This window comes from Paracoccus sp. TOH, assembly GCF_030388245.1.
Classification (GTDB): domain Bacteria; phylum Pseudomonadota; class Alphaproteobacteria; order Rhodobacterales; family Rhodobacteraceae; genus Paracoccus; species Paracoccus simplex.
This window is the reverse complement of the sequence record NZ_CP098361.1, coordinates 293,534-314,190: the sequence shown is the minus strand read 5'-3', so window position 1 is coordinate 314,190 and position 20,657 is coordinate 293,534. Positions and strand designations below refer to the sequence as shown.

20 protein-coding genes are annotated in these 20,657 nt (G+C 69.5%); 15 read left to right on the top strand and 5 right to left on the bottom strand.

The features are described 5' to 3' along the window. Nucleotides 1-27 precede the first annotated feature (27 nt). Both NBE95_RS12130 and NBE95_RS12125 read left to right on the top strand, forming a co-directional pair. On the top strand, nucleotides 28-423 hold the full coding sequence (locus tag NBE95_RS12130; protein WP_289895928.1) for a low molecular weight phosphatase family protein: 396 nt from the start codon (nucleotides 28-30) through the stop codon (nucleotides 421-423). Between the two features lie 76 nt (nucleotides 424-499). Then, entirely contained in the window at nucleotides 500-1,030 is a 531-nt protein-coding gene (locus tag NBE95_RS12125) for a PAS domain-containing protein (protein ID WP_289895696.1), read from the top strand. 36 nt (nucleotides 1,031-1,066) lie between these two features. Here the strand turns inward: NBE95_RS12125 and edd are convergent, their stop codons facing one another. Continuing rightward, on the bottom strand, nucleotides 1,067-2,869 hold the full coding sequence (gene edd / locus NBE95_RS12120; RefSeq protein ID WP_289895695.1) for a phosphogluconate dehydratase: 1,803 nt from the start codon (nucleotides 2,867-2,869) through the stop codon (nucleotides 1,067-1,069). 115 nt (nucleotides 2,870-2,984) lie between these two features. On the opposite strand from edd, the gene NBE95_RS12115 reads away from it, so the two are divergent. The 6 genes from NBE95_RS12115 to NBE95_RS12090 all read left to right on the top strand — a co-directional run bounded on the left by NBE95_RS12115 (nucleotide 2,985) and on the right by NBE95_RS12090 (nucleotide 10,077). Beyond that, nucleotides 2,985-4,181 (top strand): RSP_2647 family RNA methyltransferase, encoded by a 1,197-nt coding sequence (locus NBE95_RS12115; protein ID WP_289895694.1) that lies wholly within the window; start codon nucleotides 2,985-2,987, stop codon nucleotides 4,179-4,181. Beyond that, nucleotides 4,178-4,771: an RSP_2648 family PIN domain-containing protein gene (locus NBE95_RS12110; RefSeq protein ID WP_289895693.1), complete on the top strand. Its 594-nt coding sequence runs from the start codon at nucleotides 4,178-4,180 to the stop codon at nucleotides 4,769-4,771. Before NBE95_RS12115 ends, NBE95_RS12110 begins: the two co-directional genes overlap by 4 nt. Nucleotides 4,772-4,848: 77 nt before the next feature. Then, the gene (gene zwf / locus NBE95_RS12105; RefSeq protein ID WP_289895692.1) at nucleotides 4,849-6,300 is read left to right on the top strand and encodes a glucose-6-phosphate dehydrogenase; all 1,452 of its coding nucleotides are present in this window, start codon (nucleotides 4,849-4,851) and stop codon (nucleotides 6,298-6,300) included. After that, on the top strand, nucleotides 6,297-6,971 hold the full coding sequence (pgl, locus tag NBE95_RS12100) for a 6-phosphogluconolactonase (protein WP_289895691.1): 675 nt from the start codon (nucleotides 6,297-6,299) through the stop codon (nucleotides 6,969-6,971). Before zwf ends, pgl begins: the two co-directional genes overlap by 4 nt. A 1-nt stretch (nucleotide 6,972) precedes the next feature. Next, nucleotides 6,973-8,577: a glucose-6-phosphate isomerase gene (gene pgi, locus NBE95_RS12095; RefSeq protein ID WP_289895690.1), complete on the top strand. Its 1,605-nt coding sequence runs from the start codon at nucleotides 6,973-6,975 to the stop codon at nucleotides 8,575-8,577. A gap of 210 nt (nucleotides 8,578-8,787) precedes the next feature. Then, the gene (locus tag NBE95_RS12090; protein WP_289895689.1) at nucleotides 8,788-10,077 is read left to right on the top strand and encodes a sorbosone dehydrogenase family protein; all 1,290 of its coding nucleotides are present in this window, start codon (nucleotides 8,788-8,790) and stop codon (nucleotides 10,075-10,077) included. Here NBE95_RS12090 and NBE95_RS12085 read toward each other — a convergent pair. From NBE95_RS12085 to NBE95_RS12075, 3 genes are read right to left on the bottom strand one after another with little or no spacing between them, the layout of a single operon-like run. Next, on the bottom strand, nucleotides 10,074-11,396 hold the full coding sequence (locus NBE95_RS12085) for an anti-phage deoxyguanosine triphosphatase (protein WP_289895688.1): 1,323 nt from the start codon (nucleotides 11,394-11,396) through the stop codon (nucleotides 10,074-10,076). The two genes, NBE95_RS12090 and NBE95_RS12085, sit on opposite strands and share 4 nt — an antisense overlap. After that, a complete protein-coding gene (locus NBE95_RS12080) occupies nucleotides 11,387-12,262 on the bottom strand; it encodes a glycosyltransferase family 2 protein (RefSeq protein ID WP_289895687.1) in 876 nt (291 codons plus the stop codon). Before NBE95_RS12080 ends, NBE95_RS12085 begins: the two co-directional genes overlap by 10 nt. Then, nucleotides 12,259-12,915: a hypothetical protein gene (locus NBE95_RS12075; protein WP_289895686.1), complete on the bottom strand. Its 657-nt coding sequence runs from the start codon at nucleotides 12,913-12,915 to the stop codon at nucleotides 12,259-12,261. The genes NBE95_RS12080 and NBE95_RS12075 overlap by 4 nt, the downstream gene beginning before the upstream one ends. Nucleotides 12,916-13,149: 234 nt before the next feature. Between NBE95_RS12075 and infC the strand changes: the two genes are divergently transcribed. From infC to NBE95_RS12045, 6 genes are all read left to right on the top strand, one after another. Beyond that, complete coding sequence (gene infC, locus NBE95_RS12070) at nucleotides 13,150-13,689, top strand: translation initiation factor IF-3 (protein ID WP_354670369.1); 540 nt, start codon at nucleotides 13,150-13,152, stop codon at nucleotides 13,687-13,689. Nucleotides 13,690-13,698: 9 nt separating this feature from the next. Then, nucleotides 13,699-14,175 carry a dUTP diphosphatase gene (gene dut / locus NBE95_RS12065; protein ID WP_289895685.1) on the top strand — a complete coding sequence of 159 codons (477 nt, stop codon included), beginning with the start codon at nucleotides 13,699-13,701 and terminating at the stop codon, nucleotides 14,173-14,175. Nucleotides 14,176-14,187: 12 nt separating this feature from the next. Next, nucleotides 14,188-15,366: a molybdopterin-synthase adenylyltransferase MoeB gene (gene moeB / locus NBE95_RS12060; RefSeq protein ID WP_289895684.1), complete on the top strand. Its 1,179-nt coding sequence runs from the start codon at nucleotides 14,188-14,190 to the stop codon at nucleotides 15,364-15,366. Between the two features lie 32 nt (nucleotides 15,367-15,398). Next, complete coding sequence (locus NBE95_RS12055; RefSeq protein ID WP_289895683.1) at nucleotides 15,399-17,435, top strand: M3 family metallopeptidase; 2,037 nt, start codon at nucleotides 15,399-15,401, stop codon at nucleotides 17,433-17,435. A 26-nt stretch (nucleotides 17,436-17,461) separates the two neighbouring features. Then, complete coding sequence (locus NBE95_RS12050) at nucleotides 17,462-17,887, top strand: hypothetical protein (RefSeq protein WP_019353621.1); 426 nt, start codon at nucleotides 17,462-17,464, stop codon at nucleotides 17,885-17,887. A gap of 236 nt (nucleotides 17,888-18,123) precedes the next feature. Next, entirely contained in the window at nucleotides 18,124-18,900 is a 777-nt protein-coding gene (locus NBE95_RS12045) for a class I SAM-dependent methyltransferase (protein ID WP_289895682.1), read from the top strand. Here NBE95_RS12045 and NBE95_RS12040 read toward each other — a convergent pair whose 3' ends face one another. Next, a complete protein-coding gene (locus NBE95_RS12040; RefSeq protein ID WP_289895681.1) occupies nucleotides 18,901-19,473 on the bottom strand; it encodes an SH3 domain-containing protein in 573 nt (190 codons plus the stop codon). A 121-nt stretch (nucleotides 19,474-19,594) separates the two neighbouring features. On the opposite strand from NBE95_RS12040, the gene NBE95_RS12035 reads away from it, so the two are divergent. Continuing rightward, the gene (locus tag NBE95_RS12035) at nucleotides 19,595-20,605 is read left to right on the top strand and encodes a D-glycerate dehydrogenase (protein ID WP_289895680.1); all 1,011 of its coding nucleotides are present in this window, start codon (nucleotides 19,595-19,597) and stop codon (nucleotides 20,603-20,605) included. Nucleotides 20,606-20,657: the final 52 nt, after the last annotated feature.

Genomic DNA, 20,657 nt, shown 5'->3' with positions numbered 1-20,657 from the left:
TGCGATCACAACGCCATCCGTTCGCCCATGGCCGAGGGGATGATGAAGAAGTTCTACGGCCGCGCCGCCTATGTGCAATCGGCGGGGGTCAGGAACGACATGGAGATCGACGGCTTCGCCATCGCCGTCTGCAAGGAGATCGGCGTCGAGCTGTCCACCCACCGCTCGCGGTCCTTCGAGGAAATGAAGGCCTGGGGCGATGATCTGACCAGCTTCGATCTGGTGATCGCGCTGTCGCCGGCCAGCCAAAGGCAAGCTCTTGAACTGACACGGGTTTCGCATCTGGACGTGGAATACTGGCCGATCATGGACCCCAGCGGCCTGGCCGAGGGGCGCGAGGCCAAGCTGGCGTTTTACCGCACCGTGCGCGACCAGATCCGCAAGCGGATGATCGAGCGTTTCGGCCCGGCGACCGAAGCGTGAGAGAAATTCCTGGCGCGCTAACGGAATCTTAGCCTCTTGCCGCAATCATGCCGGAAACCCCTTGCAGGAGTACCGCATGACCGAAATCCGGCGGCTCGACCTCCCCCTCGAATGGGCCCTGCGCGCCATGGGCACGCATCGCGCGGTGCTCATCCTTGATCTTGCCGGCCATATCGTGGCGGTGAACCAGACCTGTCTCGACATGAGCGGCTATCGCCGGCAAGAGCTGATCGGCCGGTCGGTCGTCATGCTGCTGGACCCGTCGGAAACGGTGCCGATCCGGCTGCGGCAGGTGCTGGAGGCGCCAGGGGGCTGCGACTCGCGCATTCACGGGCTGACGCAGCTTGCCGGGTCGCGCCGGCGGTTCCGGGTCGATGCCCGCATCTGCCCGATCCGTGACGATCAGGGGCAGGTCTGCCTGAACGTGATGTTCTTGCGCGAACCGGCCGAGGAGGCCGGGCCGCTGCGCCAGATGCTGCCCGGGGCGGCGGGCATGGGGCAGGTGATCCGCCTGCCGCGCCGCGTGCCCGGCGCGCCATGGCCGGGGCAGGCGGACGGCGCCGGGACCGATGCGGGTCACATGCTCGCGACGCGCTGCGAGCATTGACCGCCCTTCCGGAGGATCGGAATGGCCGGCCGCGGTTCAGACCACCACCGCCGCGCCCTCGGTGGCCGGGCCGACATGGCGGCGGAAGGCGGCGAACAGCTCCCGCCCCAGCCCTTCGGCCGAATGTGCGGGATCGTGCTTGGCCGGCGCGCGCTCCTCGAAGCCCTCGGCCAGGCAGGTCAGCGTGCCTTGCACCGCGTCAAGCCGGACCACGTCGCCGTCCCGCAGCCGCGCCAGCGGCCCGCCATCGGCGGCCTCGGGCGAGATGTGGATGGCGGCCGGCACCTTGCCCGAGGCGCCGGACATGCGCCCGTCGGTGACCAGCGCCACCCGCAGGCCGCGATCCTGCAGCACCGCCAGGGTCGGGGTCAGCGAATGCAGCTCGGGCATGCCATTGGCGCGCGGGCCCTGGAAGCGGACGACGACCACGACGTCCTCGGTGAACTCGCCGCGCTTGAAGGCGGCCTTCACCTCCTCCTGGTCGGCGAAGACCCGGGCGCGGCCCTCGATGACATGGCGCTCGGGCGCCACGGCCGAGACCTTGATGACGCCGCGGCCCAGATTGCCGGACAGCTGCTTCAGCCCGCCGGTGGCGGCGAAGGGATGGCCGGCCGGGCGCAGGATCTTGTCGTTCAGCGTCTCGCGCGCGTCCTCGGCCCATTCGATACGACCGTCCTTCAGCTTCGGCTCGCTGGCATAGGCGCCAAGCCCGCCGCCGGCGATGGTGCGCACATCCTCGTGCAGCAGCCCCGCCTCCAGCAACTGGCCGATCATGAAGCCGAGCCCGCCCGCGGCGTGGAAATGGTTCACGTCGGCCAGGCCGTTGGGATAGACCCGGGCCATCAGCGGCACCGTCTCGGACAGGTCGTGGAAATCCTCGAGATCCAGGATCACCCCCGCCGCACGCGCCATGGCCGGCAGGTGCAGCACCAGGTTGGTCGAGCCGCCGGTCGCCATCAGCCCGACGATGCCATTGACGAAGGCGCGCTCGTCCAGCACCTCGCCCGCCGGCAGGTAGTCGTTGCCCAGCCGGGTGATCGCGGCGGCGCGCGTCACGGCGGCGCTGGTCAGCGCCTCGCGCAGCGGCGTGTTCGGGTTGACGAAGCTCGACCCCGGCAGATGCAGGCCCATGAATTCCATCAGCATCTGGTTGGTGTTCGCGGTGCCGTAGAAGGTGCAGGTGCCCGGCGCGTGATAGCTGGCCATCTCGGCCGCCATCAGCGCCTCGCGGTCGATCTCGCCGGTGGCGAATTGCTGGCGGACCTTGGATTTCTCGTCGTTGGGCAGGCCCGAGGGCATCGGCCCGGCCGGGACAAAGACCGCCGGGATATGGCCGAAGGTGCCGGCGGCGATGATCAGCCCCGGCACGATCTTGTCGCAGACGCCGAGATACAGCGCGGCGTCAAAGGTGTCATGGGACAACGCCACGCCCGAGGCCAGCGCGATCACGTCGCGGGAAAACAGCGACAACTCCATCCCCGGCCGGCCTTGCGTCACCCCGTCGCACATCGCCGGCACGCCCCCCGCCACCTGCGCCGTGGCGCCGGCGGCATGGGCCGCCCGGCGGATCAGGTCGGGGTAACGCTCATAGGGCTGATGGGCCGAGAGCATGTCGTTATAGGCGGTGACGATGCCGATATTGGGCTTGCGGGTGGTGGCAAGATCCTGCTTGTCGGGCATGGCGGCATAGGCATGGGCCTGGTTGCCGCAGGACAGATGGGCGCGGCGCGGCCCTTCCTCGGCGGCGCGGGCGATCTTGGCCAGATAGGCGCTGCGGCTATGGATCGAACGTTCGCGGATGCGGTCGGTCACCCGGTCGATGGTGGCGTGCAGGGTCATGGCTCGCTTCTCCTTTGGCGCCAATGTATCCTGTTAGCGGTAACATTGCAACCGGCCCGCTCTTGCCCGCCGGCGTCTGTCGTGGCAATCCTGCCGCGTTTTGCACGAGGCCGCCATGACCGCCGATCTGCCCATCATCCGACTGCGCCCGAAATCCAAGCCGCAGGCGATCCGCCACGGCTTTCCCTGGGTCTTTGCCGACGAGCTGGTCACCGACCGGCGCACCCGCGCCATCCCGGCAGGCAGCTTCGCGCTGCTCGAGGATGCCGAGCGCCGGCCGCTGGGCCTGGTCACGGTGAATCCCGAATCGAAGATCATCGCCCGGATGATGGATCCCGACCCGCAGGCGCGGATCGGCCACGACTGGATCGCCGCGCGATTGCAGCGGGCGTTGGCGCTGCGCGAACGGCTGTTCGATGCGCCCTTCTACCGGCTGGTCCATGCCGAGGCCGACGGCCTGCCCGGCACCATCATCGACCGTTTCGGCGATGCCGCGGTGCTCCAGCCCAATGCCGCCTGGGCCGAGCGCATGGTCGAGGAGATCGCCGCGGCGCTGCGCCAGATGATCGGGGTCTCGACGGTGATCCTGAACGGCCAGGGCCGGGTGCGCGGGCTCGAGGGCCTGCCCGAGCGGATGGAGGTGCTGTCGGGCGCGGTTTCCGGCCCTGTCGAAGTGCCGATGAACGGCGCCATTTACCTTGCCGATCTGACGCAGGGGCAGAAGACCGGGTTGTTCTATGACCAGCGTCCCAACCACGCCTTCGCGCAGCGGCTGGCGCGCGGCCAGCGGGTGCTGGACGTGTTCTCGCATGTCGGCGGCTTCGGCCTGGCGGCGCTGGCGGCAGGTGCGACCCAGGCCATCTGCATCGACGGCTCGGCCGCGGCGCTGGACCTGGCGCGGGGCGGTGCGCGCGCCATGGGCGCCGAGTCGCGGCTGACCACCCGCCAGGGCGACGCCTTCGAGCAGATGGAGGCGCTGGCCGCCGAGGGCGCGCAGTTTGACCTGGTGATTTGCGACCCGCCGGCCTTTGCGCCCTCGAAACCGGCGCTGGAGGCGGGCTTGCGCGCCTATGAGCGGGTGGCGAAGCTGGCGGCGCCGCTGGTGGCGCCGGGCGGCTATCTGGGCCTGTGTTCCTGCAGCCATGCCGCCGACCTGACCGCCTTCCGCAATGCCAGCGCCCGCGGCATCGGCCGGGGCGGGCGGCGGATGCAGCTTCTGCATACCGGCCAGGCCGGGCCGGACCATCCGACGCTGCCGCAGCTGGCCGAGACCGGCTATCTCAAGGCGCTGTTCTTCCGGCTGGACGGATGAAGGCGGTTCTGGACGCCTGCGTGCTGTTCCCGACCGTGTTGCGGGAAATCCTGATCGACACGGCGGCGGCGGGGCGGTTTCAGCCGCTGTGGTCGCGCCGCATCCTGGACGAATGGCGCCATGCCGCCACCCGGCAGGGCAGTGATGCCGGGGTCGAGATCGCGCTGCTGGAATCGCGCTTTCCCCAAGCGCTGGTCGAACCGGGGCAGCGCGTGCTTGGCTTCGACCTGCCCGATCCGGCCGACCGGCATGTGGTCGAATGCGCGCTGGCGGCGGGGGCCGAAGCCATCGTCACTGCGAATCTGCGCGATTTTCCGGCGCGGAGGCTGGCCCCGGCCGGGCTGCGGGCGATCCACCCCGACGAATTCCTGCGCGACCTTTACCTGCAGGCACCCGAACCCGTGCTCGCGGCCATCGCCGCGACCGAGGCGCGGGCCCGCGCCGCCGGCGGCGCCTTGAGCCGCAACGAGTTGATGCGCCGCGCCCGGCTGCCGCGCCTTGCCAAGGCCATCGCCCGGCTGGAAACCCCGGAATCGCCGGCCTTTTTGCCGCCCGCCGCGCATGGAACCCCCCGTCGGGAACAGGACTGACCATGAGGATCGGATTGCAGGACTTGATGTTACCGCTAACATCCGCTAATCGACAGATCAGCGATGAGGAGGCAGCGATGGTTTCACGCATCATTCCGGTTGAGGATTTCGACCTGGTGATCTTTGGCGCCACCGGCGACCTGGCCCGGCGCAAGATCGTGCCCGGCCTCTATCGGCGGTTCGTGGCGGGACAGGTGCCGGGCAGCGCCCGCATCATCGGCGCCGCCCGCACCCGGCAGGACGACGCGGCGTTTCGCGCCGACATGCGCCAGGCGATCCGCGAATTCGTCGGCAAGCACGAGGACGAGGCGCAGGTCGCGGCCTTTCTCGACATGCTGGGCTATGTCGCCATCGACGCCCGCGGCACCGAAGGCTGGGCCGAGCTGAAGGCGCGCACCAGGCCCGGCGTCGCCCATGGCTTCTACTTCTCGGTCGCGCCGGCGCTGTTTGGCGACATCGCCGAGCGCCTGGCCGCGAACGGCATCGCCGACGGGGACAGCCGCATCGTGGTCGAGAAACCCTTCGGCCGCGATCTGGAAACCGCGCGCGCGCTCAATGCCACCCTGGCGCGGCATTTCGCGGAACGGCAGATCTACCGGATCGACCATTACCTGGGCAAGGAAACCGTCCAGAACCTGATGGCGGTGCGTTTCGCCAATATCCTGTTCGAGCCGCTGTGGAACGCGCAATATGTGGACCATGTGCAGATCACCGTGGCCGAGACGGTCGGCGTCGGCGGCCGCGGCGAATATTACGACCATTCCGGCGCCATGCGGGACATGGTGCAAAACCACCTGATGCAGCTTCTGTGCCTGATCGCCATGGAGCCGCCCTACCACATCGACTCGGATGCGGTGCGCGACGAGAAGCTCAAGGTGATCCGGGCGCTCGAGCCGGTGCCGGCCGGCGACATCGTGCGCGGCCAGTACCTGGCCGGTCCCGACGGTCCCGGCTATCTGGAGGATGCCGAGAACCCGGCCTCGCGCACGGAAAGCTTCGTCGCGCTCAAGGCGCATATCGCCAACTGGCGCTGGACCGGCACGCCCTTCTACCTGCGCACCGGCAAGCGGCTGCGCGCCCGCACCAGCGAGATCGTCATCACCTTCAAGGAGCCGCCGCATTCGCTGTTCGACGACAGCGGCACCCACAAGGCCAACCAGCTCGTCATCAAGCTGCAACCGAACGAAGGCATGAACCTGACCATGATGATTAAGGAACCGGGGCCGGGCGGCATGCGGCTGGTGCAGGTGCCGCTGGACATGAGCTTTGCCGACGCGCTGGGGGCCGATGGCACCGACATGCCGGACGCTTATGAACGGCTGATCATGGACGTGATCCGCGGCAACCAGACCCTGTTCATGCGCGGCGACGAGGTCGAGGCGGCCTGGGCCTGGACCGACCCGATCATCGCGGCATGGGAGAACGGCTCGAAGCGGCCGGAACCCTACGACCCGGGATCCAGCGGCCCCGAGGAAGCGTTGCGCCTGCTGCACCGCGACAACCGCCGCTGGAGGGAGATCCGCTCATGAGCGTGGAATTCATCGAATATGCCGATCGCGAGATGCTGTTCCTGTCGCTGGCGGACCGGCTGGCCGGGCAGCTTTCGCAGCATCTGCGGGTGAACGACGCCGCCAGTCTCTGCGTGCCGGGCGGCACCACGCCGGCGCCGCTTTACGACTACCTCTCGGGCAGCGAGGTGGACTGGGCGCGCGTCACCGTGCTGCTCAACGACGAGCGCTGGGTGGATGGAGAGCACCTGCGCTCGAACGGCCGGCTTTTGCGCCGCCACCTGCTCAAGGACAAGGCGGCGGCGGCGCATTACATCGACCTCTATACCGGCGACGCGCGCCCCGAGGCCGCGGTGCCGGCGCTGACCGAGGCCATCGCCCCGCATCTGCCGCTGACCGTGCTGCTTCTGGGCATGGGCACCGACATGCATACGGCAAGCCTGTTCCCCTCGGCCTCCGAAACGGTGCTGGCGCTGGCCCCCGATGCGCCCAGCGTCATGGCCATCAACAGCCTGAAGGACGAGCCGCGGATCACCCTGACCGCCTCGGCGCTCGGCGGCGCCATCAACACCCATCTGCTGATCGCCGGCGCCGACAAGCGCGAGGCCTTCGAGCGTGCGCAGGGTCTCGACCCGACCGAGGCGCCGATCCGGGCCTTCCTGGGCGACATCACCGTGCATTGGGCAGAGTGACATGACCGATATCTGGACCAGACTGACCGACCATCGCAAATCGCAAGGCGCGCTGCGGATCGAGGCGCTGTTTGCCGCCGACCCGGCCCGCGCCGCGGGCTTTTCCACCCGCGCCGAGGGGCTGGTGCTGGACTGGTCCAAGACCTCCATCGACGACACCGCCCGGGCGCTGCTGCTGGAACTGGCGCAGCCGGTCGCCGAACGGCGCGAGGCGATGTTCGCGGGCCAGCGCATCAACGAGACTGAGGATCGCGCCGTGCTGCACACCGCGCTGCGCAACCTTGACGCCAGCGTCATGGTCGAGGGCCAGGACGTCATGCCCGAGGTGCGCGCCACCCACGCCCGCATGGGCGCCTTCGCGCAAAGCGTCCGCGACGGCAGCTTCGCGGGCCAGGGTGGCAAGATCACCGACGTGATCAACATCGGCATCGGCGGCTCGGACCTGGGTCCAGCCATGGCGACCCGCGCGCTCTCGCCCTGGCACGACGGGCCGCGGCTGCATTTCGTCTCGAACGTGGACGGCGCCGATATCGCCGACACCATCGCCGGGCTCGATCCGGCGACCACGCTGGTCATCGTTGCCTCCAAGACCTTCACCACCATCGAGACCATGACCAACGCGCAAACCGCGCTGGACTGGATGGCGAAGACGGTGGCGCAGCCGGCGGCGCAATTCGCCGCGCTGTCCTCGGCCACCGACCGGACCGCCGAATGGGGCATCGACGCGGCCCGCGTCTTCGGGTTCGAGGATTGGGTCGGCGGACGCTATTCCATGTGGGGGCCGATCGGGCTGTCGCTGATGATCGCCATCGGACCCGGGCAGTTCGACCGCTTCCTGGCCGGAGGCGCGGCGATGGACCGGCATTTCCGCCAGGCGCCGCTGGCAGAGAACCTGCCGGTGATCCTGGCGCTGGTGGGCATCTGGCACCATCAAATCTGCGGCTATGGCACCCGCGCCGTGCTGCCTTATGACAACCGACTGGCGCGGCTGCCGGCCTATCTGCAGCAGCTCGAAATGGAATCGAACGGCAAGCGGGTGGCCATGGACGGCAGCGACCTGACATTGCCCTCGGGCCCGGTGGTCTGGGGCGAGCCGGGCACCAACGGCCAGCATGCCTTCTACCAGTTGATCCACCAGGGCACCGCCATCGTGCCCTGCGAATTCATCGTCGCCGCCCGCGGCCACGAGCCGGAGCTTGCGCATCACCACCTGCTGCTGACCGCCAATTGCCTGGCGCAATCCGAGGCGCTGATGCGCGGCCGCTCGCTGGACGTGGCGCTGGATCTCATGCGCGCCAAGGGGTTGACCGGCGCCGAACTGGAACGCCAGGCCCGTCACCGGGTCTTTCCCGGCAACCGCCCCTCGACGACGCTGCTGATCGCGGAGCTCGATCCTTTCACGCTGGGCCAGATCGTCGCGCTTTACGAGCATCGGGTCTTTGCCGAGGGGGTGATCCTGGGCATCAACAGCTTCGACCAATGGGGGGTCGAACTCGGCAAGGAACTGGCGCTGAAGGTCGCCCCGCTGCTCGAGGGCAAGCCCGCCCCCGGCCACGATCCCTCGACCGAGCAGCTGGCGGCGCTGATCCGCGCAGCGCGCGGCTGACCTTTTCTTCGTTGCCCCAATAGCCATGGGACGGCGCCGCCGGCGCTGCCCCCGCCGCTTGGGGCCGGCTTCCCGCAATTCGGACCCCCCGCAATTCGGGTCCAGAACGCGGGCCCGGAACGCGGGCCCGGAAAACCGGATTGACCCGCGCCGCATCCCGATTAGCCTCGGCTTGCGCAAACGGGAAGGGTGCAAACGGAAGGACAAGGCATGGATCTTCTGGCAAAGGCGACGGCGATCGTGGGCGGTGCGATGGTGTTGATGCGGCGCATGGGCGCACCTCGCCGCGCGGCATTCGGCCCCAGCCCCGCCATTCCGCAGGCGAAGAAACAGGGCATCATGACCCTGAAGATGCCCACCGCCCGCGGCTGGGCGCCGGGACAATTGCCCAAGGCCGCGCCCGGGCTGCGCGTCAACGCCTTCGCGCGCGAGCTGCAGCATCCGCGCTGGATCGAGGTCCTGCCCAATGGCGACGTGCTGGTGGCCGAAGCGCTGCAAGAGGCCAGCCCGCCGAAATCGCTGCTCGACCGCGCCACCCAGGCCACCATGCGCCGCGCCCGGGCGCTGGGCACCAGCGCCAACCGCATCACGCTGTGGCGCGACAGTGACGGAGACGGCGTGGCCGAAACGCGCGAGGTGTTTCTGGAGCGCCAGCGCCAGCCCTTCGGCATGGCCCTGGTCGGCGAAACCTTCTTCGTCGGCAATACCGACGGCATCGTCGCCTTCGCCTATCAGCCGGGCGCGGTCCGGCTCGACGGGCCCGGCCGCCGGCTGGTCGCGTTCAAGCCCGGCGGCCACTGGACGCGCAGCCTGATCGTTTCGCCCGACCGCAAGCGGCTTTACTGCGGCGTCGGCTCGCTGACCAATATCGGCGACGAGGGCATGGAGGCCGAGGCAGGCCGCGCCGCGATCTGGGAGCTGGAGCTGGAAACCGGCCGGGCGCGGATCTTCGCCTCGGGCCTGCGCAATCCGGTCGGCCTGGCCTGGGAGCCCACGACCGGCGCGCTCTGGACGGTGGTGAACGAACGCGACGGGCTGGGCGACGAGACGCCGCCCGACTACCTGACCTCGGTGCAGGACGGCGGCTTCTATGGCTGGCCCTATTGCTACTGGGGCCAGACCGTGGACGACCGCGTGCCGCAGGACCCGGCCGAGGTCTCCCGCGCCATCACCCCGGATTACGCGCTGGGCGGCCATACCGCCTCGCTGGGTCTGTGCTGGATGCCCGAGGGCACGCTGCCCGGCTTTCCGGACGGCATGGTGATCGGCCAGCACGGTTCCTGGAACCGCTCGACCCTGTCCGGCTACAAGCTGATCTTCGTGCCCTTTTCCGGCGGCCGCCCCTCGGGTCCGCCGCGCGACATCCTCTGGGGCTTCCTGTCCGAGGACGAGCGGCATTCCTATGGCCGCCCGGTCGGCGTCGCCATCGGCCCGGACGGCCGGTCGCTTCTGATGGCCGACGACGTGGGCGACGTGATCTGGCGGGTCAGCGCCGCCTAGAGCCGGTCGAAGACCGAGCCCATGCGCGGCGCGAACAGCCGCTCATAGGTCCGCAGCAAGGCGGTGTCGGTCATGGCGGCGACGCAATCGCAGAGGATGCGCAGGCCATCCCCGTTTTCGCCCCCGGTCTCGGCGAAACGCGCCCGCCATTCGCCGGGCAGCAGCCGGCCGGGGTCCGAGCGCAGCGCCTCGAAGACCTCGACCACCATGGCCTGGCCCTTGAATTCCAGTTGCTGCACCCCGGCGCTGCGGATCACCCGGTCGAAGACGAAGCCCTTCAGCGCCCCCAGCAAGCGGCGCGGCGCCTCGGCCAGCTCGACCCGCCAGCGCAGCAGCGGCTCGCGGAAGCCGGGTTCCTCGCGGAAGCGCACCGCGCCGATGAAGTGATGCACCAGCGCGCCGATGCAGCGCTTGCGCGCGGCGGGCGGGCCGAACAGCTGCGCCACCATCCGGTGGTGATCGCCGAACCCGCCGCCGGCCTCGGGCGGCAGCGCGGCGCGCAATTCCTCGGCCGAGACCAGCCCCAGCGCGATGGCGTCCTCGAGATCGTGGACGCCATAGGCGATGTCGTCGGCCACGTCCATGATGCTGCAATCCAGCGATTTGTGCAGCGTGGTCGCGTGGCCGCCTGCATGGGTGCGGATCTCGGCAAAGCGCAGCCGGTCCTCGGGGTCGAGCGGGGCGAGGATCCAGTCCACCACGCCGCTTTCGCAATCCAGGTGGCATTTCGGCGGCGTCGAGGCCGCCGCGTCGATGCTGCGCAGCACCGACAGCCTGTCGTGCAGGCGCGGGCGCAGCGCCGGATTCTGCAGTCGCGACCAGCTGGCGGGGTATTTCAGCACTCCCAACAGGCTGCGGCGCGTCAGGTTCACGCCGGGCTCGGGCGCCGCGTCGACGGGCTGGGACAGCAGGCGCAGGGTCTGGCCATTGCCCTCGAAACCGCCGGCATCGCGCATGCACCAGTTCAGCGCCGCCTCGCCGCCATGGCCGAAGGGCGGATGCCCCAGGTCATGCGCGCAGGCGATGGCCTGGATCATGCTGCGGCCGGGCAGGGCGGCCGCGGCGGGGTGCTGGGGGAATGTCCCCTGCAAGTGCTGCACCAGCCCGCCGGCGATCTGCGCCACCTCCAGCGAATGGGTCAGGCGGGTGCGGTAGAAATCGCTGTCGCCCAGGTTCAGGATCTGCGTCTTGCCCTGCAGCCGGCGAAACCCGGCAGAGTGGATGACCCGGGCATAGTCCACGTCGCCCTCGTCGCGGAAATCGTCGGCGGGGCGGGCGTGCGGTGCGTGCCGCGCCAGCCAGGCGGGGTCTAGAACCATTGCCCCGGCTCCATCAGGCCGAAATCCATCAACTGCTGCGAATTCCAGCGGAAGGGATACGAGTTCCGCCAGCGGAAGCTGCGGATATGCGCGCGCGAGCCGGGATTCTTCACCAGCGCCTTGGCCACCCGGAACGACGCGATGGCGGCGGTCAGGTTGTGATGCCAGGGGCAGGCATAGGTGTTGTATTCCTCGACGTTGAAGCGGTGGTCGGGCAACAGGCGCAGGCCCGGCCGGGTGCGGAACAGCGCGATGCGGTCGATGCGGCGGCGGTCCTGGGGAATGTATTCCTCGAAGCGCCAGCGCAGCCCGCCATGGAAATCCAGCTGCCGCTCCTTGTGGCGGCCCTGGCGGTCGGCGCGGCCGAGCGCGAAATAGCCGGTGCGGTCGAACATCGCCTCGTTCAGGCTGATCGCGTCGGGGAAACGCTGCAGGTCGGGCGCATAGAGGTCCACGACATAGGTCAGCATGGCGCTGCGCCGCTCCTCGGCATGGAAGGCCAGCATCTCGCCCACCGTGCGATGCTCCGAGAAGGGATAGAACAGGAATTCCGCGTTGTAGCCGTAATACAGCCAGGTGCCCTCGGGCATCAGTTCGATGGCGATGTTCACCGCCTCGACATGGGCGCGGCCGTGCCGCGACTCGTGACGCAGGTTGACGATCTTCGTCGCGCCGGTCTCGGGGACGGCATGGGCGGGCAGCGGCTCGGGCGACAGCGCCAGGATCAGCCGAAATCCCGCCTTCAGAAGATGCTCCAGCGTCTGGGCGACGGCCGCCTGGTCCTCGATCAGCACCAGTGCGATCGGGCCCTTGACCAGCCGGTCGGGCGATTCCCGCAGGAACTGGGCGAGGGGGCGGAAGCTCACGGCAGGGCGGCCTTGATCTGGTCGAGCGCCCGGGTCAGCGCCGCGGGGTCCGAGCCGGCACGGTCGAGCAGCGCCGCCAGTTCGGCCTTGCGGGCCGGCGCCAGCGACGAGGCGTCGATGATGGCGCGCACCTTGCCGGCATCGAAGCCCTGCGGGGTCAGGGCCGAGTCGATCTCGACCGCCCGGCTGGCGGCGCTGCCGGCTTCGCGCGTGGCGCTGGCGGCCTCGCGCGCGGCGGTGCCTGCGGCGATGGCGGCGGCCTCGGCCTGCTGCGGGGTGGTGTCGGCCTGGGCCGCGGCCTCGGCGGCGCGGTCGGCCGCGGCGATGGCGCTTTCGGCGGCGGCCTCGGCCTGTTCGGCGGCCGAGCTGGCCGGGCCGACCGCGGCGGAATCCGCCGAGGACGAAGCATCCGCCGCCGCATCCGCGGCAATGGCGGCGGCGTCGGCGGCGGCATCGGCGGCCGCATTGGCCTTGTCCTGCGCCGTGTCCCGCGCGGCGGGCGCATCCTCGGCGACGGGCGGGGCGGCGGCTTCGGGGGTCGCCTCGGGTGCCGGCATCTGCGCGGGCGTCGGTCTGAAGGCCCCCTCGCGCCAGAACCAGGCCGCAGCGGCGGCGGCGGCAAGCACGACGATCAGGACAAGGAACTTCTTCATGCGGGTCTCCGTCAGGGCAGCGGCGCAAACGCATCTATGCCATGTCGCGGGCAGGGGGAAAAGCATCCCGGCGGCACACGCGCCGCGCGGCCGCTCACGCCTGCGTCAACTGGGGCGCGAAACCGCGATCCATCCTGCCGAAACCTTGGCGCCCGACTGCGAATCCGGTTGAAAACGCGGCCCTGCAAGACTATTTAACCGCGCAAAACCTCTGGCCATACAAGGAAGACAGCCATAGCCCGCAGACCGCATAACGCTCCGCCCACCCGTGACACCGGCCCCCGCGTCAATGAACGCATCCGAGTCGCCGAGATCCGCCTGATCGGCGCGGATGGCGAAAACGTCGGCGTCGTGACCCCCGCCAAGGGGATGGAGCTTGCGCAGGAGGCCGGGCTGGACCTGGTCGAGATCTCGCCCAATGCCGTGCCGCCGGTCTGCAAGATCATGGATCTCGGCAAGTTCAAATATGAACAGCAGAAGCGCGAGGCCGAGGCCCGCAAGAAGCAGAAGATCATCGAGATCAAGGAAATCAAGTTCCGCCCTGGGACCGATACCCATGATTACGACGTGAAGATGCGTTCGGTGATGAAATTCCTGGGCGAGGGCGACAAGGTCAAGGTGACCCTGCGCTTCCGCGGCCGCGAGATGGCGCATCAGCAGCTGGGACTGGAACTTCTGGGCCGGGTCGCCGCCGATGTGGGCGAGGCCGGCAAGGTCGAATCGATGCCCAAGCTGGAAGGGCGTCAGATGGTCATGATGATCGCTCCGAAATAAGGCAGGGTGATGGCGGCCGAGGTGACGATTCTGGTTCTGCGCGAACCGGGCGCCGATCCGGCGCTGCCCTTGCCCGAATACCAGACCCGCGGCTCGGCCGGTGCCGACCTGCGGGCCGATCTGGGCGGGGCCGGGATGAACGGGGCCAAGCTGGTGCTCGAGCCCGGCCAGATCCGCCTGGTGCCGACCGGGCTGCGCGTGCAGATCCCCGCGGGCTACGAGATGCAGATCCGCCCCCGCTCCAGCCTGGCGCTGAAGCATGGCGTGACGCTGCCCAACACGCCGGGCACCATCGACAGCGATTATCGCGGCCCGCTGGGGGTGATCATGATCAACCTTGGCGCCGCGCCCTATGCGATCCACCACGGCGAACGCATCGCCCAGGCCGTCGTCGCCCCGGTGACGCGCGCGGCCTATGTGATGGCCGAGGCGCTGGACCAGACCGCGCGCGGCGAGGGCGGCTTCGGCTCGACCGGCCGGGGCTGACGGGGCGGGGCGGTGCCTGTCCTCATCCTTCTGCTGGTGCTGGTCTGGCTGACCGGCGGCTGGTGGCTTCTGGGCTATGGCGCGGTGCTGGGCTGGCTTTACTGGCTGCGGTTGCGCGGCTGGCTGCTGGGAATGGCCGCCGTCCTGCTGTGGCTGGCGGTGGCCGGCGCGGTCCAACGCTGGCCGGACAACGCCTTTTCGCGTTTCGTGCAATGGTCCCCCCATGCGCTGATCTGGCTGCTGGCCATGGCCCTGATCGGCGTCTCGGCCTGGCTGGCCCTGCGCCTGCTGCACCGCCACAGCGTCGCGCTGCCGCATGACGGGCCGGGGCTGGTGCCGGCGAAGCAGGCCGCAGCCGAGCCTTCGCCCGAACCCGCCGATGGGTCCGCGCCCGAATCCGGGGCCGATCCGGGCCCGCTCTCGGATGCGGAACTGGACCGCTACGCCCGCCATATCGTGCTGCGCGAACTGGGCGGGCCGGGACAGGCTGCCTTGCGCCGGGCGCGGGTGCTGGTCGTCGGCGCGGGCGGGTTGGGGGCGCCGGTCTGCCTTTACCTCGCTGCCGCCGGCGTCGGGCGGATCACCGTCGCCGACGACGACCGGGTCAGCCTGTCGAACCTGCAGCGGCAGGTGATCTTCCGCGCCTCGGACGACGGCGCGCTCAAGGCCGAGGCAGCGCGTGCCGCCATGCTGGCGCTGAACCCGCATGTCGCGGTCACGGCGATGAACCGCCGCATCACGGCCGAGGACGCCGCGCTGGTCGCCGACCATGATCTGGTCATCGACGGCACCGACAGTTTCGCCGCCCGCCAGGCCGTCAACGCCGCCTGCGTGCGGGCCGGCGTGCCGCTGGTCGCCGGTGCCATCGCGCAATGGGAAGGCCAGGTGACGGTCTGGGATCCTGGACACGGCGCGCCCTGCATGGCCTGCATCTTCCCGCAGGCGCCGGCCCCCGGTCTTGCCCCCGCCTGCGCCGAGGCCGGCGTGGTCGGACCCTTGCCGGGGGTGATCGGCTCGATGCTGGCGCTCGAGGCGATCAAGCTGATCGCCGGGGCGGGCGAGCCGCTGCGCGGGCAGATGCTGATCTTCGACGGGCTCTATGGCGAGAACCGGGTGATGAAAATCGCCCGCCGCGCCGATTGCCCGGTCTGTTCGGGGCTCGCGGGCTCTGGACATTTCCGGCAGGGCTGAAACACTCGCGGGCAACCGAACAGGAGGCTCGCATGAACCCCGAACTCACCCATTGGACCGGCCCGCTGGGGCTGCCGCGCTTCGACCGGATCCGCGACGAGGATTTCGCCCCCGCTTTCGACGTCTGTCTGAAACTGGCCGGCGACGCGGTCGAGACCATCGCCGCCAATCCCGAACCGCCGACCTTCCGAAACACCGTCGCGGCGCTGGAAACCGCCGAGGATCCCCTGAACCGGCTCTGCGCCATCTTCTTCACCCTGACCGGCGTCGATTCCAACCCGGCGCGCCAGGCGCTGCAACGCCAGATCGCCCCGCGGCTGGCGGCGCATGGCAGCAAGGTCAGCATGGACCCGCGGCTTTTCGACCGGGTCGAGGCGATCATGCAGGACAGGGACGGGCTGCCCCCCGAGGATCGCCGGCTGACCGAACTGAGCCTGCGCGGCCTGCGCCGGGCCGGGGCCGGCCTGACCGGCGCCGCGCGCCAGCGCATGGCGGCGATCCGCGAGCGTCTGGCCGTGCTCTCGACCGATTTCGCCCAGAACGTGCTGACCGACGAGCGGGACTTCACCCTGGCGGTGCCCGATGCCGGGCTGGCGGGGCTGCCGGACTGGCTGCTGCGCTCGATGCGGGCGGCGGCGCGCGAACGCGGCCTGCCCGGGCAGGTGGTGACGCTGAACCGCTCGCTGATCGTGCCCTTCCTGGAACATGCCGAGGACCGCGCCCTGCGCGAGGTGGCCTGGCGGGCCTGGACGGCGCGCGGCAGCGGCGCCGGCGCCGGCGGCGCCGCGACCGACAACCGCCCCATCGCCGCCGAGATCCTGGCGCTGCGGCATGAGCGTGCGCAGCTTCTGGGCTACCCGGATTTCGCCAGCTACAAGCTGGAACCCGAGATGGCCGGCGCGCCCGCCAATGTCGAGGCGCTGCTGATGCAGGTCTGGGCCCCGGCCAAGGCGCGGGCCGAGGCCGATGCCGCCCGCCTGGCCCAGATGCTGCACGAGGATGGCGTGAACGGCGCGCTGGAGCCCTGGGACTGGCGCTTCTACGCCGAGCGCCGCCGCAAGGCCGAGCACGATCTCGACGAGGCGGCGGTCAAGCCCTACCTGACGCTCGACGCCATGATCGGCGCGGTTTTCGACACCGCGCAGCGGCTGTTCGGGCTGGAGTTCCGGCCCTTCGACGCGCCGCTCTGGTCGCCCGATGTCCGGGCGTGGGAGATCACGCGGAACGGCCGGCAGATGGCCGTCTTCCTGGGCGATTACTTCGCCCGGCCCAGCAAGCGCTCGGGGGCCTGGTGCTCGTCCTTGCAGCAGCAGCACGGGATCGGCGCCGGCCAGCGGCCCATCGTGGTCAATGTCTGCAACTTCACCCCGCCCGAGACCGCCGGCGCGCCCTGCTATCTCAGCTGGGACGACGCCCATACGCTGTTCCATGAATTCGGCCACGCGCTGCACCATATCCTCTCCGACGTGGCTTGGCCCTCGATCTCGGGGACGTCGGTGGCACGGGATTTCGTCGAACTGCCGAGCCAGCTTTTCGAGCATTGGCTGGAGCAGCCCGAGGTGCTGGACCGCCACGCCCGCCATGCCGAGACCGGCGCGCCGCTGCCGGCGGCGCTGCGCGACCGCATCCTGGCGGCGAGAAATGCCGATCAGGGCTTTGCCACCACCGAATATCTGGAAAGCGCCCTGGTCGACCTGGCCTTTCACCGGGGCCCGCCGCCTTCCGACCCGATGGCGCGGCAGGCCGGGCTGCTGGCCGAACTGGGCGCCCCGGCCGCCATCCCGATGCGCCATGCCACGCCGCATTTCGCGCATGTGTTTTCCGGCGACGGCTACAGCGCCGGCTATTACAGCTACATGTGGTCCGAGGTGATGGATGCCGACGCCTTCGACGCCTTCCTGGAAAAGGGTGACGCCTTCGATCCGGAAACCGCCCGCAAGCTCGAACGCTGGATCCTGTCGAAAGGCGATTCCCTGCCGGCGGACGAACTTTGGTTGAAATTCAGGGAACGAAAACCGGGGGTTCACGCTTTGTTGAGAGGACGCGGCCTGCTGGCCGACGCTTCCTGAAACAACGGGAGATTGAAATGACTGTGATGAAGCCTCTTCTCGCCCTTGCTGCCGTGGCGACGCTGGGCCTGGTGGCCTGCGATCAGGTCGCGCCGACGACCCCCGAACCCACCCCGGGCCCGATCGCGCAGTCCAGCGCCCTGAACGGCACCTACAACCTGCTGGAATCGAATTGCGGCGATCCGACCAGCGACAAGAGCCTGGTCATCGACGGCAACAAGTTCATGTTCCCCGGCGCGACCTGCACCGTCGCCAATGCCGAGCAACAGGTGAACCAGACCCGCGTCACCCTGGCCTGCGAGGGCTCTCCGGCCGCCGGCAACCGCGTGGTGGACCTGCAGACCCGGCCGGACGGCACGCTGCGCATAACCGAGGATTCGACCACGCTGACCTATCACCAATGCATGAAGGCCACGGCCAGCACCGATTCTCTGGTCGGCCAGACCATGTGACGGCCCCGGCCGCCCCCGGCGGGGCGGCCGGTTTCGCGGGGATTTCCGCAACCTGGGGCTGCAAGGCGACCCCGTCGAACATCCTTGGCCATGCCCGCGCCGAGCCGGCGCCTGTCTATTGGGCAAGGCCGCGATGATTTTCTTTGCCCGCGCCCCGGGCCGCCCCCTATCCTTTCCGGGTCACGAGTTGCCGCGGCCGCAGGCCCGGCTTGGGTAGGGACGGCACGGGGAGGGACATGGCGTTGCCCGGCACGGTCTTGATGCAGAGCGTGGACGAGGTCCCGATCGACAAGATGGGCCTCGCGCATTATTTCGCGAATTACGAAACCTATCTGGGACCGATCCGGCAGCGGCCGCTGAAGTTCCTGGAACTGGGCATAGCCCGCGGCGATTCGCTGCGGCATTGGGAAAGCTGGCTGCCCAATGCCGAGATCACCGGCCTGGATATCACCCCCTGCCCGGCGCGTTTCGACAGCGGCCGGGTGCGCTGCTATGTCGGCGAGCAGCAGGACAAGGCGGTGCTGGACCGCCTTGCCGCCGAGCGCGCGCCCGAGGGCTTCGACGTCATCATCGACGACGCCGCCCATGTCGGACAGTTGGCGCGGCTCTGCTTCTGGCATCTGTTCGAGCATCACCTGAAGCCCGGCGGCTATTACTTCATCGAGGATTGGGGCACCGGCTACTGGCCGCAATACCCGGACGGCAAGCACTACCGCCCGCCCGACCCGGACCTGGCCGCGCATGAAAAGCTGCTGGACCGGATGCACAAATCCGCGCTGGTGCAGGCGGTCTATCCGCTGCGCAAGGCGACCGGCTGGATGCGCTGGAACCTGGTGCGGCGGCGCTTCCACGGCCATGACCGCGGCATGGTCGGCTTCGTCAAGGAGCTGATCGACGAATGCGGCGCCGAGGACATGACCCATCCCAGCTTCGGCACCGGCACGCCGCGCCGGTCGCGCTTCGACTGGATGCGTGTCTCGCTGGGCCATGTGGTGATCCGCAAGGCTGGCTGATCAGTCGCGGATCTCGCCCGCGTCGACACCCCAGATCGCGGTCTTGGGCACCCAGCCCTTCTCGCCGCCGCCCGAGACCCGGCACCAGTCGGGATTGCATTCGTGCAGCCGCACGATGGCGCCGGCCTCGGCCCGCGCCATCACATCGGCGCGCGGCTCGGGCCGGGCCAGCAGGTCCAGCATGTCCTTGGTGACGATGGCGGTGCGCACGCCCGACAGCAGCGAGTAATGCACCCAGCCGCCGGCGCCGTCCTGGTCTTCGACCCGCCGCCAGTGGCCGAACTCGGCCACCACGCGCAGCGGCATGCCGGCATGGCGGAACACCCAGTCGATGCGGTGCGACAGGCTTGGGCCGCGCCGTGCATTGCCCTCGCTGCCCTTCAGGCTGACATAGCGCGGCAGCGGCAGGTTGGTGACCGATCCGCGATGCGGGTCGCGCTCGCCGTCCTGGTGGCGGCTGATCGTCGCATCGGCCGACAGTCCGGGCACCGGCTTCGCGTCCAGGTTCTCGCCCGGATTGGTGGTCTGCGCCGGTGCCGCGACCCCGAACCATGTCCCGAGCGCCAATGCCATGGCGCCGAGCCAAGCCTGTCCTTGCTTCATATGCCCGTCCTGCAATTTCGGGGTCTTGTGCGCGCCCCGCATCGCGGGCACTTTGCCAAAACCCGCCCGGCTTTGGAAGAGAGGAGCGACCATGCCCGCCGTTCAAACGACCGATCCGACCCGGTCGCGCCTTAAAGTTACCGTGACCCGCCGCCTGCCCGAGGCGGTCGAGTCCCGGATGTCCGAGCTTTTCGACGTGTCCCTGAACGCCGACGATCACAAGATGAGTCGCGACGAGCTTTGCGCCGCCATGCGCGTCTCGGACGTGCTGGTGCCGACGGTGACCGACCATATCGACGCCGCCATGCTGGCCCAGGCCGGCGAGAAGCTGAAGCTGATCGCCAATTACGGCGCGGGCGTCGACCATATCGACGTGCATTCCGCCCGCCAGCGCGGCGTCCTGGTCAGCAACACCCCCGGCGTGGTGACCGAGGACACCGCCGACATGGCCCTGGCGCTGATCCTGGCCGTGACCCGCCGCATTCCCGAGGGGCTGGCCGAGATGCAGGCCGGACGCTGGCAGGGCTGGTCGCCGACCGCGCATCTGGGCGGCCGGCTGGGCGGCCGGCGGCTGGGCATCCTGGGCATGGGCCGCATCGGCCAGGCGGTGGCGCGCCGCGCCAATGTCTTCGGCATGCAGGTGCATTACCACAACCGCCGCCGCCTGCGCCCCGAGGTCGAGGCCGAGCTGCAGGCCACCTGGTGGGAGAGCCTCGACCAGATGCTGGCGCGGATGGACATCATCAGCGTGAATGCGCCGCACACGCCCTCGACCTTCCACCTGCTTAACGCCCGGCGGCTGAAGCTGCTGAAACCCTCGGCCGTGGTCATCAACACCTCGCGCGGCGAGGTGATCGACGAGAACGCCCTGACCCGGATGCTGCGCGCCGGCGAGATCGCCGGCGCCGGCCTCGACGTTTTCGAGCATGGGCACGAGATCAACCCGCGGCTGCGCGAGCTGCCCAATGTCGTGCTGCTGCCGCATATGGGCTCGGCCACCGTCGAGGGCCGGGTCGAGATGGGCGAGAAAGTGCTCATCAATATCAAGACCTTCGCCGACGGGCACCGGCCGCCGGATCTGGTGGTGCCCTCGATGCTGTGACCCGCGCGCCCCGGTTTTCCGGGGCGTTCGTTTTCGCGCCGCCGCCAAATCG

Coding starts and splice junctions, on each gene's coding strand:
- NBE95_RS12130 (WP_289895928.1), top strand. CDS start 28: ATGGCCGAGGGGATGATGAAGAAGTTCTACGGCCGCGCCGCCTATGTG.
- NBE95_RS12125 (WP_289895696.1), top strand. CDS start 500: ATGACCGAAATCCGGCGGCTCGACCTCCCCCTCGAATGGGCCCTGCGC.
- edd (WP_289895695.1), bottom strand. CDS start 2,869: ATGACCCTGCACGCCACCATCGACCGGGTGACCGACCGCATCCGCGAA.
- NBE95_RS12115 (WP_289895694.1), top strand. CDS start 2,985: ATGACCGCCGATCTGCCCATCATCCGACTGCGCCCGAAATCCAAGCCG.
- NBE95_RS12110 (WP_289895693.1), top strand. CDS start 4,178: ATGAAGGCGGTTCTGGACGCCTGCGTGCTGTTCCCGACCGTGTTGCGG.
- zwf (WP_289895692.1), top strand. CDS start 4,849: ATGGTTTCACGCATCATTCCGGTTGAGGATTTCGACCTGGTGATCTTT.
- pgl (WP_289895691.1), top strand. CDS start 6,297: ATGAGCGTGGAATTCATCGAATATGCCGATCGCGAGATGCTGTTCCTG.
- pgi (WP_289895690.1), top strand. CDS start 6,973: ATGACCGATATCTGGACCAGACTGACCGACCATCGCAAATCGCAAGGC.
- NBE95_RS12090 (WP_289895689.1), top strand. CDS start 8,788: ATGGATCTTCTGGCAAAGGCGACGGCGATCGTGGGCGGTGCGATGGTG.
- NBE95_RS12085 (WP_289895688.1), bottom strand. CDS start 11,396: ATGGTTCTAGACCCCGCCTGGCTGGCGCGGCACGCACCGCACGCCCGC.
- NBE95_RS12075 (WP_289895686.1), bottom strand. CDS start 12,915: ATGAAGAAGTTCCTTGTCCTGATCGTCGTGCTTGCCGCCGCCGCCGCT.
- dut (WP_289895685.1), top strand. CDS start 13,699: ATGGCGGCCGAGGTGACGATTCTGGTTCTGCGCGAACCGGGCGCCGAT.
- NBE95_RS12055 (WP_289895683.1), top strand. CDS start 15,399: ATGAACCCCGAACTCACCCATTGGACCGGCCCGCTGGGGCTGCCGCGC.
- NBE95_RS12050 (WP_019353621.1), top strand. CDS start 17,462: ATGAAGCCTCTTCTCGCCCTTGCTGCCGTGGCGACGCTGGGCCTGGTG.
- NBE95_RS12045 (WP_289895682.1), top strand. CDS start 18,124: ATGGCGTTGCCCGGCACGGTCTTGATGCAGAGCGTGGACGAGGTCCCG.
- NBE95_RS12040 (WP_289895681.1), bottom strand. CDS start 19,473: ATGGCATTGGCGCTCGGGACATGGTTCGGGGTCGCGGCACCGGCGCAG.
- NBE95_RS12035 (WP_289895680.1), top strand. CDS start 19,595: ATGCCCGCCGTTCAAACGACCGATCCGACCCGGTCGCGCCTTAAAGTT.